An 18793-nucleotide genomic window follows, 5' to 3' on the forward strand; every position below is an offset into this window, starting at 1 on the left:
CCCATAATACAGATCGCCTTGCTAGTAAGACGACGCACATTATTAGCTAACTGTCAGGGCCACATCATCAACATAGAAGTTAGAGGTCAACGAGGAATCGGTGGTACCGGCGAAGTACACCTGCACCTGCTGGCCCTTATAACTTGAAAGCGTTGATGTCACATTGAATGTGTACTGCGTCCAACCTTTGGCATTGGCATTACACAGCTTCTGTGGCGTTGAGATGATCGTGCCGCTACTGGTTCGCAGCCTTGCGTAGAAGTAGTCGTAACATGTGCTACCACTCTCACTCGTGCTGATGTAGACCCAGTAACTCAACGTTATATTTGTCGCGGTCGACGGAACACTGACGGTTTGATAGATGGTGTCAGTACATGAGTTGTAGCCACAAAGATAGGCGCTATTGCTCCCACTATGAGGATTGCTAGAGTCAACAATCTCGTAGCCACCGGAGGAACTCTCGGTCCAGGAACTGGAACCGCTCTCAAAACCACCGTTCTTTACGACATTGCCACCTGGCGAAGGCGTTGGAGTCGGCGTTGGTGTGGTGGTGGGAGTCGGTGTCGGCGTCGTAGTTGGCGTCGGTGTCGGTGTGGGAGTACCACCACCGCTGCCTGCCGCCAGATCGCGTGCGATATTCCAGGCATCAGGTGAACCAATACCGGTGGCATTGTCATAGCCTGTGGTGGCCGAGTAGTATAGATTATTACCGCTCGTGACATCGTGATACGCGCTATAGGTCTGCGCGGTATTATACAACTTATACAGATCGGCACTAGCGCTCCCCAGTGTGGCTTTGCCCTGCGCTGTCAGATACTCGTTAGTGTCGCCAGCGATACCAGCCCACAGGGGTGCGGCGGCACTGGTGCCACCTACGCTGATCCAACCAGAGCTGGAACATCCAGCAGCCGTGACGGTACAATAAACAGAATAGCCAGTACTGGGATTGGCATCTGCCGATACATCAGGGACTTCGCGCTTGGAGTTGGTGAGATTGGGACCGCTCTGATAGCTGGGACGGTTAAAGTAGGTGCTGATGCCGCCGCCGCCACCCTCGCTGCCACTACCCCAGGCCGACTCACTGCTATAGGTACCACCACTGCCGACGTTGAGCGTTGTACCACCAACGCCGACCACATAGGGATCATCCGCCGGTGAATCAACGGCTAGTGTCGTGCTGCCGTTACCACAATCATATGCGCCCGAATCACCGGAGGCCGCGAAGAAGGCCTGACCCTGGGCCGCACCCTGAGCGAAGATAGCATCCAGCGCGGCCAGTTCAGAGTTACCGGAACTGGACTCGCATTCGCCCCAGCTGATACTGGTCACTTTCGCCTGGTTATCGGTCACAATCTTGTTGTAGGTATCGTTGACACCGGTTGTCGAGTTCGGTCCAATGTAAATTTTCTGCGTCGCGCCAGGAGAGATAGCGGAAACCACTTCCATATCCAGTTCAACCTCGATCGCGCCAGCGCCAGCGGTATTGGTCGCGCCATCGACCAGCACATTTGAATATTTGCCCGCGCCCAGGCCGTAATTGCTCAGATATGCGTTCACATCGGAGGCTTTATAGCCATCCAGCTCAAAGATAGCCGTGGTCTGACCCGTGCCATCACCGCCAGCGCTGATCAACGAATTCACATCGTACGCGGTACGCAGTTCGGATGGTGTATAGCCGCCTCCGGGTCCGGTCTGAGGCTTATTTGAGATCTGGGTCGCGGCATGCTTATACTGGGCAACATTATCCAGACCCGCGATATTCAATATGACATCACCCAGATTAGCGGGCACCGTCGGATCGGTACTGGGAGCATGCACCGTTCGACCATTGATATTGTAGTCATTCAATGTGACACCAAAGGCCTTCTCGATATTCGAGACGGAACCACTGGCATCCACCAGGGTACGGTTAGGAGATACAGAGGAGACCTGCATACCCTGACTACGTAAATAAGCGATGACGTCATCAACTGATTGCTGAGTTGGACTAAACTGATCAACGAACTCCTGAGGAGTCAAATAATGCTGATACGACTGAGAAAGTGGATTACGCTGATTCGCGATCAACGTATCCAGCGCATCCCGGTTGCGTAGATTCAGGTTGATCGAAAGTTGCAGCTGATTGTTTGCTCCAGTCGTATGCTGGGGCTTATATTTTTTCAGCACCGGAGCCAGGTGACCAGGTAGAGTATGACGTCCTCCTTGCGGCACCAGAGTCTTCGCAAACGTCAACTCACTTCCCTGAAACATTACAAATGATACGAGTGCTAGCAACATGGCACACACCATCGCTGACAGGCGTGTTAGCCACTTTTGAGGTAAAGTCCTTTTCACAAACCCTCCAAAGTGATAACCCACAGCTACAAGAACAAGCTGGAAGAGTCAATGATGGGCTACTGTTGTTGATGAAGATAAATAGTATCGTGCACCAGCAGCAATAACAATCACTCCAACTTATCTGGTAATAGATAATAAAATTATAAATATATATCCTTACTTTTCCCTTACCTAAAAAATCTTGCTTGTTGCGATTAAATAAAGATTCACAAGCATATTTTTTAGATCCTTTATGCATAGCTATGCCTATTTATATGAGAAAAATTACAGAAGACTTCATAAGACAGATAACAGTACAAACGAGAAAGTGTATGGGAAGCATAGCTGTGTGGTACGTTATTAGCCTTCAAAGGTCGCTACCCATCGCCAAACCATCCTTTGGGCCATGGGCAAAACACGTGAAAGTTGGGGCCAGGGCAACAAGAAATCGGCCGCCGTATTATCATGCAAGAAGAAATCCGCAACAGATTTAAGGGTTTTGCTCACTTTGGAAAGAACATGAATTTTAGTGGAGTCAACCTCAGCGGGGCCGACCTGCGTTTCGACGATTTGCACGAGGCAAACCTGTTTGTGTTTTCTAGCCCTCCCTCTTCATGTTCTTGCCAGTACTGATCGCCTGCAATTGCTCATCAGTCACTCTGGCGTTCCGCAGATCAGCATTATCGAGCAGTGCGTAGGTGAGGGTAGCGTCAGTGAGATCGGCACCCTGCAAATTTGCTCCGATGAAAGTCACCTCGGTGAGGGTAGCGTCAGTGAGATCGGCACCCTGCAAATTTGCTCCGCTGAAAGTCGCTTTCGTGAGATCAGCGCTCCGCAAGTTGGCGCCACTGAGATCAGCGCCTATGAGACTGGCTCCTCGTAACTTCGCATGAGTGAGTATGGCATGTGTCAGGTTTGCGTTATGAGGAGTTTCCTCCTGGTCTGCAAGCAGAGCAGATCCGCTGAGATCAGCTTCAGTGAGATTGGCGCCCTGTAAATCTATCCCTCTCATGTCAGAGGCTTTCATGCTCGCCCGGCGTAAATTAGCCCCGGAGAGGTTAGCACGATACAACGCCGCGCCACTGAGATTGGCATCGCTGAGATTGGCATCGCTGAGATTCACAGAACTCAGATCCGTATCGTTCAGTTGCACGCTCGGCAGTTCCATCTTCTGCAGATCCGCTCCTACAAGAGCTTTGCTCCCTTGCAACGCATCGCCTATAAATGTAACAGAGAGGCCATTGTGGCTGAAAAAACGCAACATACTTAGCTGCTGCTCGGCATCTAAAGATTTCAAGACCTGACCCAATCGTTGCTGTGCAATCTGCGATACCTCCGGCTTCTCGGTGAGAAGCGTGAGGAAGTAGGTTTGGAAGACCATCTCCTGAAGCATCGTCATCCATTGCTTATCGGTCTTTGCCTGCTCAGATGCCTGCCATGCTGTGAGCCCAAGACTGAACATAATAGCAAAAACGAGCGAGGTCCATATATTATTAGATGCGTTTCCTCCGCTCACAAGGTTGATAAGGAAGCCTATGACTGCACCGAACAAGCCTGCGACAATAGCCAGCGTCGAAGGGTGAAATACGACTTTGCTAAAGTTAAAAGAATGTTCCTTCATCGCAATTCCTTACCAATTATAAATGTGATGTGGAGTGCCTCATGTTGCTCTTGTTTGCGGACACTCACATAGCCAATTTTCATAAACGTATCCTTTTGCCTCAAGCATCCTATCGAATACTCAACCTTTTGAGATTTAGATTATGAGGTGAGTTATGCAATTCGTCAAGGGGACGTTCTGTGCTTGCAGGGCTGATGCGCCATGCGGCCAAAAAAGCAGAGCCATCTGTAGCGGAAAACGACTATTTTCTGACACTTCCAGACGTCATTCGACCTCCTTACATCTGGACTCTTTATTATGTATAAAACAGCCATACGATGTTACATATCATATGCCAGGTATTCCGTTTTCACGGTATACTACAATGGTACCAACAAAGGAGGCGGGCATGCCATCAGAGACATCCGCTATCACAGTTGTTTGTGATAACAGGAACATCCACCCTTGTAGATAGTGATGAGAGGGCAACACGTATGAGCCTACGCATCCCTCGCCAGATGTACGCTGATCTCTATGGTCCTACGACCGGCGATCGCGTGCGCCTGGCTGATACCGAGTTATTGATTGAGATTGAGAAAGATTATACCGTTTACGGCGATGAGATCACCTTCGGTGGGGGCAAAGTTATTCGCGATGGCATGGGCCAGAGCAGCCGCGCCACCCGTGAGGGAACACCTGGCACTCTGGATCTAGTGATCACCAACGCGATCATCATCGATCACTGGGGCATCGTCAAGGGAGATATTGGCATTCGCGATGGCCGCATCGTCCAAGTTGGCAAGGCTGGTAATCCCGATACAATGGATGGCGTTGATCCTGAACTGGTGGTCGGCTCGGGGACCGAGGTAATCGCTGGAGAGAATATGATCGTGACGGCCGGTGGCATCGACTCACACATCCACTTTATTTCACCTCAGCAAGTCTATGAGGCCATGTCCAACGGCATCACTACCATGATTGGCGGCGGCACAGGTCCCGCTACGGGTACTAACGCGACCACCTGCACTCCAGGCGCCTGGAATATAGCGAGGATGCTACAGGCGGTCGAACACTGGCCCGTCAACTTTGGTTTCCTGGGTAAGGGCAATACAGCGACCCCCGAGCCATTGGAAGAGCAGATACGCGCGGGCGCCTGTGGACTCAAACTCCATGAAGACTGGGGTACCACGCCTGCAGCCATTGATACCTGTCTCAAGGTCGCGGACCAGTATGATGTTCAGGTGGCAATCCATACAGATACCATCAATGAAGCTGGCTTTGTCGAGGATACGATCGCGGCCATTGGGCAGAGAACGATCCATACCTACCATACCGAAGGTGCCGGTGGGGGCCATGCTCCCGATATTATCCGTATCGCCTCATTTCCAAATATCCTGCCATCCTCGACCAATCCTACGATGCCTTTTACGAGAAATACGTTGGCCGAACACTTAGACATGTTGATGGTCTGCCACCATCTCAACCCACTGGTGCCTGAGGATGTGGCTTTTGCGGAGAGCCGCATTCGTCCTGAAACGATTGCCGCCGAGGATATTTTGCATGATCTGGGTGTATTCAGTATGCTCTCCAGTGACTCGCAGGCGATGGGGCGCATTGGGGAGGTCATTACACGCACCTGGCAAACTGCACATAAAATGAAGGTGCAGCGTGGTCCACTGGCGCCCGATAGCGAGCGCAACGATAACTTCCGCGTCAAGCGCTATGTGGCCAAATACACCATCAATCCAGCGATCACCCATGGAGTTTCACAGCATATCGGCTCGATTGAGCCAGGCAAACTGGCCGATATTGTACTCTGGCGCCCCGCTTTCTTTGGGGTCAAACCAGAAATGATCGTCAAGGGTGGCTTCATTTCATGGAGCGCGATGGGAGACGCGAACGCATCGATACCTACGCCACAACCGGTACTCTATCGTCCTATGTTTGGCTCCTTTGGAGGTGCGACGGCCGCAACCAGCCTGACTTTTGTTTCTCGGGTGGCGCTAGAGGCTGGTTTACCAGACAAAATTGGGCTGCGGAAACAGAGCGTGGCGGTGGAGAATTGCCGCCGTATTGGAAAAGCAGATATGATCCATAACGCGGCCACACCAAAGATTGAAGTGGATCCAGAAACGTATGAGGTGCGCGCGGACGGAGAATTGCTAACCTGCGATCCAGCAGAGGTTCTCCCACTGGCGCAGCGCTACTTCTTGTTTTGACCTGAACGGTAAAGTAGATATGCCAGCTTTTACTGGATAGAAACAGGGAAATCACATGACGGATATAGAAGAGTTTACGCGTGCGTTTCGAGTGGGGATTGCTGGTCCGGTTGGTAGTGGCAAGACCGCTCTGGTTGATCGTCTGAGCCGCAGGCTCTGGCCACGCTACAATCTGGCTGTTGTCACCAATGACATCTATACGCGAGAAGATGCTGAATTTCTCTTGCGCCAGGGAACATTACCGCAGGAGCGTGTGCGAGGAGTGGAGACAGGGGGCTGCCCTCATGCAGCTATTCGGGAAGATGCCTCAATGAATCTGGAGGCCATCGCCGATCTGGAGGAGAGTCTGCCTGGACTCGAGCTGATCTTTGTCGAAAGCGGCGGCGATAATCTGGCGGCTGCTTTTAGTCCCGAACTGGTTGATATCGCAATCTACGTTATCGATGTATCGGGAGGAGACAAGATACCGCGCAAAGGTGGACCTGGCATCATGCGTTCGGACCTTCTGATTATCAACAAAATTGACCTGGCTCCCTACGTGGGAGCCTCACTTGAAGTAATGGACAGAGACACACGCCTTAAACGTGGCGAGCGACCATTTGTGTTCACCAATCTCAAAGCTGAAACCGGGCTGGATACCGTTATTGATTGGCTTGAGCAGCAGATTCATGTCCCTCCACAGCAGCGGCGCAGCATCATCGATGCCCATATGCCCTACACGGGACAGCCACATAGCCACAACGCTAATGATGAGGCAGATCATTACCATCCACACAACCATACCCCTGTCCATTGATAGACCTGATAATTGCTGTGTGGTAGAAAGTAGTATCAGCAGCGGCTCAAATTGAGCCGCTGCTGAATGCAATAAAAAAAGACCTTACTTGCGAGAAGTAAGGTCTTCACAATCTTTGCAACTGCATACAATGTATCCTCAATTTTGCCGAGCCATCCGTCAGTCAGAGACTGAAGCAGAGAACACGCATTCCAGCGCCACGATGAAGATCCATGTTGGTGAAACAAGCCGTACGATCATTAGGGCGACTTCGCTGCGCCTGTTACCAGGTGTCCACGTGTCGTCTATCTACCAGGTCGTCTTCCTGGGATCTTGACTTTCCGAAGAAAGTGGGAGAACTCGTCTTGGGTGCGGCTTCGCGCTTAGATGCTTTCAGCGCTTATCCCTTCTCGACATAGCTATCCAGCTCTGGCCCGGGCAGGCCAACTGGCACACCAGCGGTCGAGCCATCTCGGTCCTCTCGTACTGGAGATGACGCCCCTCAATTCTCCTACGCCCACGACGGATAGAGACCGAACTGTCTCGCGACGTTCTGAACCCAGCTCGCGTGCCGCTTTCATGGGCGAACAGCCCAACCCTTGGGACCTACTCCAGCCCCAGGATGCGACGAGCCGACATCGAGGTGCCAAACCTTGCCGTCGATGTGAACTCTTGGGCAAGATAAGCCTGTTATCCCCGGGGTAGCTTTTATCCGTTGAGCCACACTCCTTCCACTCGGGAATGTGGGATCACTAAGCCCGACTTTCGTCCCTGCTCGACCTGTCCGTCTTGCAGTCAAGCTCCCTTGTGCCTTTACACTCTGATGGGTGATGTCCATCCACCCTGAGGGAACCTTTGGGCGCCTCCGTTACCCTTTAGGAGGCGACCGCCCCAGTCAAACTACCCGCCTGATCCTGTCCACGTCCCGGCTCACGGTGACGTGTGAGAAACAAAACACAACGAGAGTGGTATTTCATTGGTGTCTCCCCCACCCCCACAAGGGTAGGTTCTCCGACTCCCACCTATGCTACGCACGCTCTGCCTCGTTTCGAGGTCAAGGTGTAGTAAAGCTCCACGGGGTCTTTTTGTCCTGTCGTGGGTAACCCGTATCTTCACGGGTACTTCAATTTCGCCGAGTCCTCTGTCGAGACAGTGCTCAACTCGTTACTCCTTTCGTGCGGGTCGGAACTTACCCGACAAGGAATTTCGCTACCTTAGGACCGTTATAGTTACGGCCGCCGTTCACCGGGGCTTAGATTCGCAGCTACGATCACCGCTCCTCGTAACCTTCCGGCACTGGGCAGGAGTCAGCCCCTATACTTCCGCTTTCGCGTTCGCAGAGACCTGTGTTTTTGGTAAACAGTCGGTTGAGCCAATTTCTTGCAACCCCCTCACGCCACTCCGAAGAGCATCGCTACTAGGGCACCCCTTCTTCCGAAGGTACGGGGTCAATTTGCCGAGTTCCTTAACAGAGGGTCGCTCGATCACCTGGGGAGTGTTCCCCCTGCCTACCAGTGTCGGTTTGCGGTACGGGCGGAGATGGCTCTGGCGAGAGGCTTTTCTTGGCGGCCTAGGGGCCGATGACTTCCGCGGACGCAACGTCCGCTCGCTGCACGTGTCATGCACAGGAAACCGGGATTTGCCTCGGCTTCGCACTTCAGCGCACAGACCCATCCTGTCCAATCGATGGGCTCACCTTCCTTACCGCGTCCCCCCATTGCTCATAACGAGCATCTCCGGTGCAGGAATCTCTGACCTGCTTTCCATCGCCTACGACTATGACGTCCTCGGCTTAGGACCCGACTCACCCTGGGACGTTTGACGGTGCCCAGGAACCCTCAGGCATTCGGTGTGTCTGGTTATCACAGACATGACGCTACTCATTCCGGCATTCTCACTTCTCTTCGCTCCACCAGTCCTTGCGGTCTGGCTTCTCGGCTTGAGAACGCTCCCCTACCAACCTTCCTTCAAGAGAAAGGTTCCATGGCTTCGGTAATCCGCTTGAGCCTCGATACGTTGTCGGTGCCACGACACTCGACCAGTGAGCTATTACGCACTCTTTAAATGATGGCTGCTTCTAAGCCAACATCCTGGCTGTTTGGGCGTTGTGACCCCCTTTTACACTCAGCGGATACTTGGAGACCTTAGCCGATGGTCTGGGCTGTTTCCCTTTTGACGACGAAGCTTAGCCCCCGCCGTCTCACTTGCATGCATGCTGTCCTGGCATTCGCAGTTTGCTTGGGTTTGGTAACCTGCACGAGGCCCCTAGCCCATTCAGAGCTCTACCTCCAGGATAGTGTATCATACAGCTGTACCTCAATACATTTCGGGGAGAACCAGCTATCTCCGTGTTCGATTGGAATTTCTCCCCTATCCACAAGTCATCCCCCAGTTTTGCAACACTGGTGGGTGCGAGCCTCGACGGACTGTCACATCCGCTTCACTCTGCTCATGGATAGCTCACACGGTTTCGGGTCGCATCGCCGCAACATTCGCCCTGTTCAGACTCGGTTGCCCTGGGGCTCCCCAGCTTTAACGCTGGTTAACCAGGCTACGACGATGCACTCGCCGGATCATTCTACAAAAGGCACGCCATTAGCCCTTGGTTTCTCGTGAAACAGTGGCCTCTGACTGCTGGTGAGTACGTGGTTTCAGGGTCTCTTTCATCCCCCCTCTCGGGGTGCTTTTCACCTTTCCCTCACGGTACTTGTTCGCTATCGGTCGCTAAAGATGTGTAGCCTTGGAGGGTGGTCCCCCCAGCTTCCCACAAGATTGCACGTGTCTCGTGGTACTCAGGATACCGACCCACGTCAACAAACCGTCCTCTACGGGGCTCTCACCCGCTCTGGCCACGCTTTCCAACGTGTTCGAGTAGTTCGTCGTTGCTTGATGTCGGTCCTACAACCCCGATGGACCCGAGGGTTCATCGGTTTGGGCTCCTCCCGGTTCGCTCGCCACTACTACGGGAATCTCGGTTGATTTCTTTTCGTCGGGTTACTGAGATGTTTCAGTTCACCCACTGCCCCCCGTCACTGCCTATGTGTTCAGCAGGCGGTCTCCAGACATCACTCTGGAGGAGTTGCCTCATTCGGAATCTCGGGGTTCATCGCTTGTATGCAGCTCCCCCCGAACGTTTCGCCGGTCTCCGCGTCCTTCTTCGGTCTTTAGCGCCAAGGCATCCACCTCGTACTCTGTGTAGCTTGTTCTCTACGTCTCTTCATCATGTACTATGAATGCTTTGACTTCTGCTCTTCTTGCGAAGAGAGAAATCGATCCTCTGCTTCAACTCTGGCTGACCATATTGCTCAGCAAAATTGAAGATACATTGTATTCAGTTGTGAAAGTGCACTGTTGTGGTGCCTCTCGCCACACGCTTGCCGCCTGCGGCGGCGCGCGGAAGAGGGAGAAGATCCTGGGGGACACCCCCAGACCCCTGGCATGGGGACTGCCGTCCCCCTGCACCCCCTGGTGCGCATGGCTGCGTGTTGCGGTGGCTGTACCCCAACAGCTCAAGAGTGGAAACCAGCGTCGCTTCTGGCAACGCACATCGTACCAATGTCCTGGTCGACCTGGAAGTGGGATGAAACTGTACGTTCTTCTGTGAAGAACCTTCATCCAAGCTCCCTAGAAAGGAGGTGATCCAGCCGCACCTTCCGGTACGGCTACCTTGTTACGACTTCACCCCAATCACTGACCCCACCCTCGACGCTTGCCTCCCAGATGGGTTAGCCCAGCGGCTTCAAGTGTTGCCAACTTTCGTGGTGTGACGGGCGGTGTGTACAAGACCCGGGAACGTATTCACCGTAGTGTGCTGACCTACGGTTACTAGCAACTCCAACTTCATGGAGGCGGGTTGCAGCCTCCAATCTGAACTGAGGCCAGGTTTGACGAGATTAGCTCCCCCTCGCGGGTTGGCAACTCTTTGTCCTGACCATTGTAGCGTGTGTGTCGCCCAAAGCGTAAGGGCCGTGCTGACTTGACGTCATCCCCGCCTTCCTCCGTCTTATAACGGCAGTTTCGCTAGAGAGATCCAACTAACGACAGGGGTTGCGCTCGTTGCGGGACTTAACCCAACATCTCACGACACGAGCTGACGACAGCCATGCAGCACCTGTGAACCCGCCCCGAAGGGACAGCCCGTTACGGCTGGTGCAGGTCCATGTCAAGCCTTGGTAAGGTTCTTCGCGTTGCATCGAATTAAACCACACGCTCCGCTGCTTGTGCGGGTCCCCGTCAATTCCTTTGAGTTTTAATCTTGCGACCGTACTCCCCAGGCGGACCACTTATTGTGTTAACTGCGACACTGAAGGGGTCGATACCCCCAACGTCTAGTGGTCATCGTTTACGGCTAGGACTACCAGGGTATCTAATCCTGTTCGCTCCCCTAGCTTTCGCACCTGAGCGTCAGGTACTTCCCAGGACACTGCCTTCGCCTTTGGTGTTCCTCCGGATATCTACGCATTTCACCACTCCACCCGGAATTCCGTGTCCCTCTGAAGCCCTCAAGTCAGACAGTTTCCATAGTACTTCGTCAGTTGAGCCGACGACTGTCACTACAGACTAATCTGACCGCCTGCGTGCGCTTTACGCCCAGTAACTCCGGACAACGCTCGCCCCCTACGTATTACCGCGGCTGCTGGCACGTAGTTAGCCGGGGCTGATTCCTCTGGTACCGTCCGTTCTCGTCCCAGAGAAAAGCAGTTTACGATCCGAAAACCGTCATCCTGCACGCGGCGTTGCTCGTTCAGGGTTGCCCCCATTGACGAAAATTCCTCACTGCTGCCCCCCGTAGGAGTCTGGGCCGTTCTCAATCCCAGTGTGGCTGATCGTCCTCTCAGACCAGCTATCGATCGCGGTCTTGGTAGGCCATTACCCCACCAACCAACTAATCGAGCGCAGGCTCATCCTCGGGCGCCGTTTCCGGCTTTGCTCTCGCGAGCATATGCGGTATTGTCGGCGATTTCTCGCCGGTATTCCTCACCCCAGGGTAGATCACCCACGTGTTCCTCACCCGTCCGCCACTCCCTACTTGTGTAGGGCGTTCGACTTGCATGTGTTAGGCACGCCGCCAGCGTTTATCCTGAGCCAGGATCAAACTCGCCATCCAATGTTTTTGTATAAACACATATCTCTGCAAGACATGTGAAAAAGCATGGTAAGTTGCGATCATGGCCAAGTTACATTAACATTGGCTTGTTTCGCAGATTATTATGGATACTTGATGTTGCCATCAAGCCTCCGAATTGACAGGAACTGGTTCTTATGTGTGTTGTTGTTCCAGTTGCTGTTCTGCTTTCCACTCTTCAGTTGTCAAGGTACTGAAACGCAAAACCGAGATTTTGCGATCGGACAGGCGATGAATGTTTTTTCGTTCGCTTGTCTCGTGTGCTGTAGTATCGCATGTTCGTTGTGCTTTGTCAAGCGGTTTTAGGACCACTTTTTCAGCGGCTCCGAAATCTCGTTGCGCGCCCCGGTTCCGATCGGAACCGCCGCAAAAAACGGCCTGAAAGGCTCACGGACGCGGTCATCCCGCGTGGTGTGTTTTTCAGAGGGGAATGGTGATCCCGGAGGGGCTACTTTACCGTAGCGCAGCTGCGATGCGAGAACAGGAGCGCCCACACTCATTGAGGCGGGTGATTGTTTCTTTTTTGACAGCTCGATGATTATGCCATATCTGTCAGGACCTGTCAAGCACTTTGGGGACGTATTTTCCTCAGCTGAAAAAATCGGATATAATGGCTCGGTGCGTATTTCTACGAAAGGTGAGCTACCAGATATGGATGAAGCAAACAAAGGCGACGCGTCTAGCTCTAGCAAAACGACAACGGAGGAACAACTCCGGGCCTATACGGTCGGTGAACTGGTACCATTGACAGGGCAGGTCCAGATTGTCGATTACGATGCTGAGTGGCCACGGCTTTTTGAGCACGAGGCAGAATGTATTCGGACAGCACTCAGTGAGAGGGCACTGGCCATTGAACATGCTGGCTCGACATCGGTACCAGGACTGGTCGCCAAGCCGATCATTGATATCGTGTTGGGGGTGGAGGATACAACCGATGAACCTGCCTACGTTCCGGCGCTGGAGGCGGCCGGCTATATACTACGCATCCAAGAGCCTGACTGGTACGAGCATCGCATGTTCAAGAGACCTGATGCGAGTGTAAATCTACATGTCTTCTCGCAGGGTTGTCCCGAGATCGAACGCATGCTTTTGTTCCGAGACTGGCTACGCAGTCATCCAGATGACCGCCAGCTATACGAACAAACCAAACGAAGGCTGGCAGGCCAGACATGGAAATATGCCCAGAACTATGCTGATGCCAAAACCGCGGTAGTAGAGGAAATTTTCAGGCACATCCATAGTGCACCATAAAAAATTACAGAAGGGTATAATTCATCTTTTTGCAAAAAAGCAAGGCAACAAAAAACACATCTGGCTTTATTCTCCAGGCACAATTGGACCAGTCTTTTCGAGGAAACGAGCTGCCTGGAATGGCTGTAGAAGAGAGGGTAACCAACCTGTGACAATATATTCGGTGATACTCCAGCCGGTCAGCGAACTAAGCAGAATGCCAACGCCATTATGTCCACAGGCCAGCACCAGGTTTTCCGTACCAGGTAGTGGTCCAAAGATGGGATGGCTATCTGGTGTTGCTGGACGGATACCGGCCCAGCTACGCTCGACGCCTAGACTGGATAAAGAGGGAATAAGGCGCAAGGCTTTTTTATATAATTGATCAGTTGCTGCTGAAGTTATATCGACAGTAAAGCCTGTCTCCTCTTTGGTAGCTCCTATCAAAATCTCGTTGTTTCTAGGGATGAGGTAGATGGATTCACCAAAGACTATATGTCGCAAACCTGGCTGTAACATTGGTAGAGCAATGATCTGTCCTTTTAGTGGACGCACCGGGATGTCCATGCCAATTGATGAGCTTAACAGACCTGACCAGGCACCTGCCGTCAGTACCAGGTGTTTGCATGTGATGGTTTCACCCTCCGAGGTTTCGATCCCCACTACCTTTTTCCCCTCATGCAATATTCTGACCACAGGTGTCTGGGTGCGCAGTTGTGCTCCCAGTTTGCTGGCAGCCATCGCATATGCCTGTACCAACAGGGCGGCATTGATTTGAGCTTCTACCGGGACATAGATCGCGCCGCAGACATCAGGAGCAAGCCACGGCTCACGCTGTCGGGCTTCGTCTCCATCTAACCATTCAAAAGGCAGATCAAACGCTTGCCAGGTCTTAAACCGTTGCTTGAGACGGGCCAGTCTTTTAGGGTTACGGGCCACACGTATGGAACCGGTCTGTGTATAGCCCAGTTGCAGCCCGCTTATATTCTCTAGTTCCGGTACCAGCGTTGGAAACTGCTGGAAGCCTGCCAGCAGTAGATCAGCAAAAGCACCTTCTCCAGGAATGGGACCCAGGGGTGCGAGCAGCCCCGCCGCCGCACCAGAGGCCTGCTGCCCAATCTCGCCGCGCTCAAAGAGCATGACTTCTCGCCCGGCTTTACGTAGAAAATAGGCAATGGAACAACCAATTACTCCACCTCCAATAATAATTATGTCCGTTGCTTGCCGGGTCGTCATCGCTTTCTTTCCAATCGTGTGTCGTTAACTATCCAAAGCTGAATGATAGCAGCAGGATCGCTATCGATGCAACATCAGCGGAGAGGAAAAATGGATGAAAGGGGGATGAATTAGTTACTCATTTTCTAGTCAGACATATCCTTTTCCGGGCAAACAAGGCATTGATATACGTGTATTATTGATGTATAATACGTGTATGCCAAGAACCACAAAACAAGAACAAAAAGCGATCTATCTGCCACCAGAATTAGTAGAACGCTGGCGTGAGTCAGCAAAGAAGAATCATCGGTCCATGAATGCCGAGGCGATTGTCGCGCTGGAATTGTACCTGGATGCCCAGGACACACAACAGAGGAAAAGCCAGGATGCAGATGATACGCGGATATAAAACCGAGCTTGACTTGAATGATGCTCAGAAGACGCTTTGCCTCAAACATGCTGGTGTGGCTCGCTATAGTTACAATTGGGGATTGCGACGCTACGAAGAGGAGCATAAAGCTGGTCGGAAAGCTCCTAATGCTATCAGTCTGCATAAGGAGCTCAATGCCCTCAAACAAACCGAGTTCCCGTGGATGTATGAAGTAAGTAAGTGCGCTCCGCAGGAGGCATTGCGGAATCTCGAAAAAGCATTCAAGAGCTTTTTCGGAAAAGCGAAGCTCAAGGCTCAGGGCAAATATCGAGGCAAGGTAGGCTATCCTCAATACAAAAGCAAGAAGAAGGGCATTGGTTCATTTCGTTTGACCGGCGCAATTCATATCTTTGACGATCGGATTCAACTTCCACGTATCGGGACTGTACGGTTGCACGAGCAGGGATACCTTCCAACTACTGCTCGAGCATTATCCGCAACCGTTTCTGAGAAAGCAGGGCGATGGTTTGTCAGTGTTCAGGTTGAAGTGTCCATTCCTGAGTCAGTGGAGGCAACAGGATCAGCGATTGGAGTTGATCTCGGCATTAAGGCACTGGCAACCGTATCCAATGGGATGACGATTCCCAATCCCAAGGCGCTACGATCCAATCTCAAGAAACTCAGGCGGGCTTGCCGCCAGCATTCCCGGAAACAGAAAGGAAGCAGGAACCGAGCAAAAGCAGCACGCAAGCTGGCTCGTCTGCATGCACACATTGCCAATATTCGCAAAGACGTTCTCCACAAGGCGACCTCGCAGATCGTGATGAGAACCAAGTCACCTCAAACAAGGCCGTCAGTGATTGTGCTCGAGGATCTCAATGTGTCGGGCATGCTCAAGAATAAACATCTTTCCAGATCCATAGCTGATATTGGGTTTTATGAGTTTCGGCGCCAGGTGGAATACAAGGCCCGGCAGGTTGGTTGCATGGTAAAATATGTTTCGCGCTGGGAACCTTCCAGCAAGACCTGCTCAAGCTGTAAAACTGTTCGAGAAGAATTAGATTTGAGTGAACGCCTGTTTGTTTGCCATGCGTGTGGATTGGTGATTGATCGTGATGTGAACGCATCGTACAATCTGGCAGACTTGGCTTGAGCAGAGAGTACCGTGAGTTACACGGGATTGAAGCCTGTGGACAGGGAAGCGCTGGCGTGTTAGAAATAATACGTGAAACTTCCCTGGAGGAAGCAGGAACAAGACATCAAATATGGCATATCCATATTTGTCTAAGTTCTTGATAACGGAAATACTGCAGAGGTGGCAGAGAATTAGGTTTACAGAACAAGAGAAAATCAAGTACCAGTAAGGGGCAGTGAAGAAGCGATCCATACTGTACGGATGCCATACTCCCGCAGAGACAGAGTATCATACAGATGAAACCTGCAACACTGGCATTCATGCTTTACTGGTACTATCAAGTTCCTCTGCAGCAATGTCATTAGTATAAAGCGAAGTTATGTGAAATTTGTGATGAAAAGTTCAAATTTTTATAAAGTGTCTTCTTTATTTAAGGAAACTTCAGCTCGAATTCCATATTTTAGCCTGCATACAAAAATGAGAAAGAAAAAGTTATACTTAAGTATGCAGATTTGGAGGGATATAAAGAAAATGAGAAATAGGACATATGAGTATCTTTCACAATAAGTATCAACCTGCCTCGAAAGCAGCGGCTCAAAAACAAACGATTACGCCTGAGACTGTTTTTAGCGTTCGCGCGGCCTCTAATGCGGTGATCTCGCCCGATGGTACGAAGATTGCTTTCCTGCGGGGCGAGTGGTTACCGGGGGAGGAGAAATACCAGCAGCGATTATGGATAGTAGAGGCGGAGGATGGGGATCCCCACCCATTAACCAGGGGCAAACGAAAAGATAGTGCTCCCGCCTGGTCTCCCGATGGCAGCATGATCGCCTTCGCCTCAAAAGTTGAGGGCGAGAAAGGCAACAACCATGCTCAGCTCTATCTGAAAAATGTACAGACCGACGAGGAACGCCAGGTCTGTTTCCTGCCCAATGGGATTAGCAATGTCTCCTGGTCCCCCGATGGAAAACATATCGCATTTTGCTCGCTAGAAGGAGATCCCCAACCGCAGGATCCACTGGTCCTGCAAATGGATCAGGGGCGCCATACGCGCCTGTGGACGGTGCGGCCGGATTATGATGTCGCAGAGCCGGTCACACCCAACGGGCTATCAGTCTGGCACTACGCATGGTCACCCAATAGCCAGCATTTTGCCCTGTATTATGCTATGGGGCCCTATGAAACCGATTGGTATCGCGGGCAACTTGGTCTGGTATCCGCTTATGGCGGCGCGGTTCACCAGATAAGTCAATTGACACGCCAGGCCTTCGCGCTTACATGGTCCCCTGATGGAACGCGCCTGGCTTATGTCTCGGGAGAGTGGAGCGATCCAGATCGCGGTGGCGGCGAGATCTTTGTCCATTCCTTGAAAGATAATCAGGTCCGTAATCTCACCCCTGGTATCGATTGGAGCCCTACATGGTTGCAGTGGCATCCAGACGGTCAGCGCATCCTCTGTGCTGGTTGGGATGGGATGACGGGTCGGGCTGCACTCCTGGAAGAGACCAGCGGTACATTGACCACCGTTTCCGATAATTTTTTGCTGGGCGAACGCGGCTGGCCGCATCTTTCTGCTACTCCAGACCTGCATAAGGTGGTAGCCACCCATTCAGAAAATTATCCATATGATGTCTGGCTAGGCGATTTACCAATCGATGATCAGTCCGCGCCAAAGATCACCTGGCAGCGTCGTTCACGGTTAAATCCGCTCGCAGAAGAAACGCTGGCCCTGGCCACAACAGAAAAGATCCATTATGAAAGCGTCGATGGCTGGTCAATTGAGGCATTGGTAACCTGGCCTAAAAAGACCAGTAGCGATACTGATCTGCCACCGCTTGTGGTTAACGTCCATGGTGGACCCTCGGGCGTCTGGCAGGATGATTGGGACTCATATCGCTCCCAGGCATTAGCGGCCGCTGGCTTTGCGGTGCTGCGGCCCAACATTCGGGGCAGCATGGGTAGGGGCGTCGCATTCGCAGACGCGGTCATTGGTGATATGGGTGGAAAAGATCTACAGGATGTGCTGGCTGGAGTTGAGTACCTGGTCAACCGGAACCTGGTCGATAGCCAGCGTATTGGCATTATGGGCTGGAGCTACGGTGGTTTTATGACGGCATGGGCGGTTACACAGACACCGTTGTTTAAGGCAGCAGTTATGGGCGCCGGCATCAGCGATTTCCATAGCTTCCATGCCCAGACCAATATCCAGGATTGGGATATGCGCTTCCTGGGTCAGGTCGGCCAGCCCGCCAATCCCCTGAGTGACGCCGCCACGTATCGAGAACATTCGCCGATCACCTATGCCAGCCGCGTACAAACTCCGACGCTGATTGTTCATGGCGATAAAGATGCCTGCGTCCCCGTCAACCAGGCCTATGCTTTCTATCGTGCCCTTCAGGAACAAAAGGTGCCAACCGAACTGGTTACCTACCCACGCGAAGGTCATGGTCTGACCGAACGCAAACACATGTTAGACTATATGCAGCGCACCCTCGACTGGTTTAAACGCTACCTTTAGCCATAATTCGGCCCGCTAACATATGTTTCCCTGATGCCTCGATAAAAAGGCATCAGGGAAACATATGTTTAGTTCGACAGATATAAGTCAATCTGGAGAACGTTGTCTGGCCTCGTTTCTCTACTTTTGGCCTGGATTTAACGTGATAGATATGCTAGACTAAAGCAGTAGTGATATTTTGTAAGTAACTAATAAAATAATATGGTGTGCCGGGAAGTCTGGTCGGCATTTGTATAATGACAACCCCATAATTACTTGATGGGGGTATAATGCACGATCACCTGTTATGT

At 52.0% G+C, this 18793-nt stretch carries 9 protein-coding genes and 2 rRNA genes; 6 read left to right on the forward strand and 5 right to left on the reverse strand.

What is annotated here, in order from left to right; translation table 11 throughout:
- Positions 1–42: 42 nt before the first annotated feature.
- Together AABA21_RS03305 and AABA21_RS03310 are read right to left on the reverse strand one after the other, a co-directional pair.
- Entirely contained in the window at positions 43–2277 is a 2235-nt protein-coding gene (locus AABA21_RS03305) for a protease pro-enzyme activation domain-containing protein (protein ID WP_338247549.1), read from the reverse strand.
- A 637-nt stretch (positions 2278–2914) separates the two neighbouring features.
- A complete protein-coding gene (locus AABA21_RS03310; protein WP_338247550.1) occupies positions 2915–3937 on the reverse strand; it encodes a pentapeptide repeat-containing protein in 1023 nt (340 codons plus the stop codon).
- A 473-nt stretch (positions 3938–4410) separates the two neighbouring features.
- Here AABA21_RS03310 and ureC point away from each other — a divergent pair, with 473 nt between their 5' ends.
- The gene (gene ureC / locus AABA21_RS03315) at positions 4411–6135 is read left to right on the forward strand and encodes an urease subunit alpha (RefSeq protein WP_338247551.1); all 1725 of its coding nucleotides are present in this window, start codon (positions 4411–4413) and stop codon (positions 6133–6135) included.
- A gap of 55 nt (positions 6136–6190) precedes the next feature.
- A complete protein-coding gene (ureG, locus tag AABA21_RS03320; RefSeq protein WP_338247552.1) occupies positions 6191–6931 on the forward strand; it encodes an urease accessory protein UreG in 741 nt (246 codons plus the stop codon).
- A gap of 219 nt (positions 6932–7150) precedes the next feature.
- Here the strand turns inward: ureG and AABA21_RS03325 are convergent.
- Both AABA21_RS03325 and AABA21_RS03330 read right to left on the reverse strand, forming a co-directional pair.
- Positions 7151–10116, reverse strand: a 23S ribosomal RNA gene (locus AABA21_RS03325).
- 422 nt (positions 10117–10538) lie between these two features.
- Positions 10539–12017 (reverse strand): 16S ribosomal RNA (locus AABA21_RS03330).
- Together the 16S and 23S rRNA genes form the textbook arrangement of a ribosomal RNA operon.
- 669 nt (positions 12018–12686) lie before the next feature.
- On the opposite strand from AABA21_RS03330, the gene AABA21_RS03335 reads away from it, so the two are divergent.
- Entirely contained in the window at positions 12687–13286 is a 600-nt protein-coding gene (locus AABA21_RS03335) for a GrpB family protein (protein WP_338247553.1), read from the forward strand.
- A gap of 66 nt (positions 13287–13352) precedes the next feature.
- Here the strand turns inward: AABA21_RS03335 and thiO are convergent, their stop codons facing one another.
- Positions 13353–14501 carry a glycine oxidase ThiO gene (gene thiO / locus AABA21_RS03340; protein WP_338247554.1) on the reverse strand — a complete coding sequence of 383 codons (1149 nt, stop codon included), beginning with the start codon at positions 14499–14501 and terminating at the stop codon, positions 13353–13355.
- A gap of 196 nt (positions 14502–14697) precedes the next feature.
- Here thiO and AABA21_RS03345 point away from each other — a divergent pair, with 196 nt between their 5' ends.
- The 3 genes from AABA21_RS03345 (at position 14698) to AABA21_RS03355 (ending at position 18503) form a co-directional block, all read left to right on the forward strand.
- A complete protein-coding gene (locus AABA21_RS03345) occupies positions 14698–14889 on the forward strand; it encodes a FitA-like ribbon-helix-helix domain-containing protein (protein WP_338247555.1) in 192 nt (63 codons plus the stop codon).
- Positions 14867–16003 carry an RNA-guided endonuclease InsQ/TnpB family protein gene (locus tag AABA21_RS03350; RefSeq protein ID WP_338247556.1) on the forward strand — a complete coding sequence of 379 codons (1137 nt, stop codon included), beginning with the start codon at positions 14867–14869 and terminating at the stop codon, positions 16001–16003. The genes AABA21_RS03345 and AABA21_RS03350 overlap by 23 nt, the downstream gene beginning before the upstream one ends.
- A 529-nt stretch (positions 16004–16532) precedes the next feature.
- Positions 16533–18503, forward strand: coding sequence for a prolyl oligopeptidase family serine peptidase (locus tag AABA21_RS03355; RefSeq protein ID WP_338247558.1), 1971 nt, complete (start codon positions 16533–16535; stop codon positions 18501–18503).
- Positions 18504–18793 lie beyond the last annotated feature (290 nt).

Source organism: Dictyobacter halimunensis (genome assembly GCF_036245075.1).

Excerpts from the sequence above, each read along its gene's own strand:
- AABA21_RS03305 (WP_338247549.1), bottom strand. The coding sequence starts at position 2,277 with ATGTTGCTAGCACTCGTATCATTTGTAATGTTTCAGGGAAGTGAGTTG.
- AABA21_RS03310 (WP_338247550.1), bottom strand. The coding sequence starts at position 3,937 with ATGAAGGAACATTCTTTTAACTTTAGCAAAGTCGTATTTCACCCTTCG.
- ureC (WP_338247551.1), top strand. The coding sequence starts at position 4,411 with ATGAGCCTACGCATCCCTCGCCAGATGTACGCTGATCTCTATGGTCCT.
- ureG (WP_338247552.1), top strand. The coding sequence starts at position 6,191 with ATGACGGATATAGAAGAGTTTACGCGTGCGTTTCGAGTGGGGATTGCT.
- AABA21_RS03335 (WP_338247553.1), top strand. The coding sequence starts at position 12,687 with ATGGATGAAGCAAACAAAGGCGACGCGTCTAGCTCTAGCAAAACGACA.
- thiO (WP_338247554.1), bottom strand. The coding sequence starts at position 14,501 with ATGACGACCCGGCAAGCAACGGACATAATTATTATTGGAGGTGGAGTA.
- AABA21_RS03345 (WP_338247555.1), top strand. The coding sequence starts at position 14,698 with ATGCCAAGAACCACAAAACAAGAACAAAAAGCGATCTATCTGCCACCA.
- AABA21_RS03350 (WP_338247556.1), top strand. The coding sequence starts at position 14,867 with ATGCAGATGATACGCGGATATAAAACCGAGCTTGACTTGAATGATGCT.
- AABA21_RS03355 (WP_338247558.1), top strand. The coding sequence starts at position 16,533 with ATGAGTATCTTTCACAATAAGTATCAACCTGCCTCGAAAGCAGCGGCT.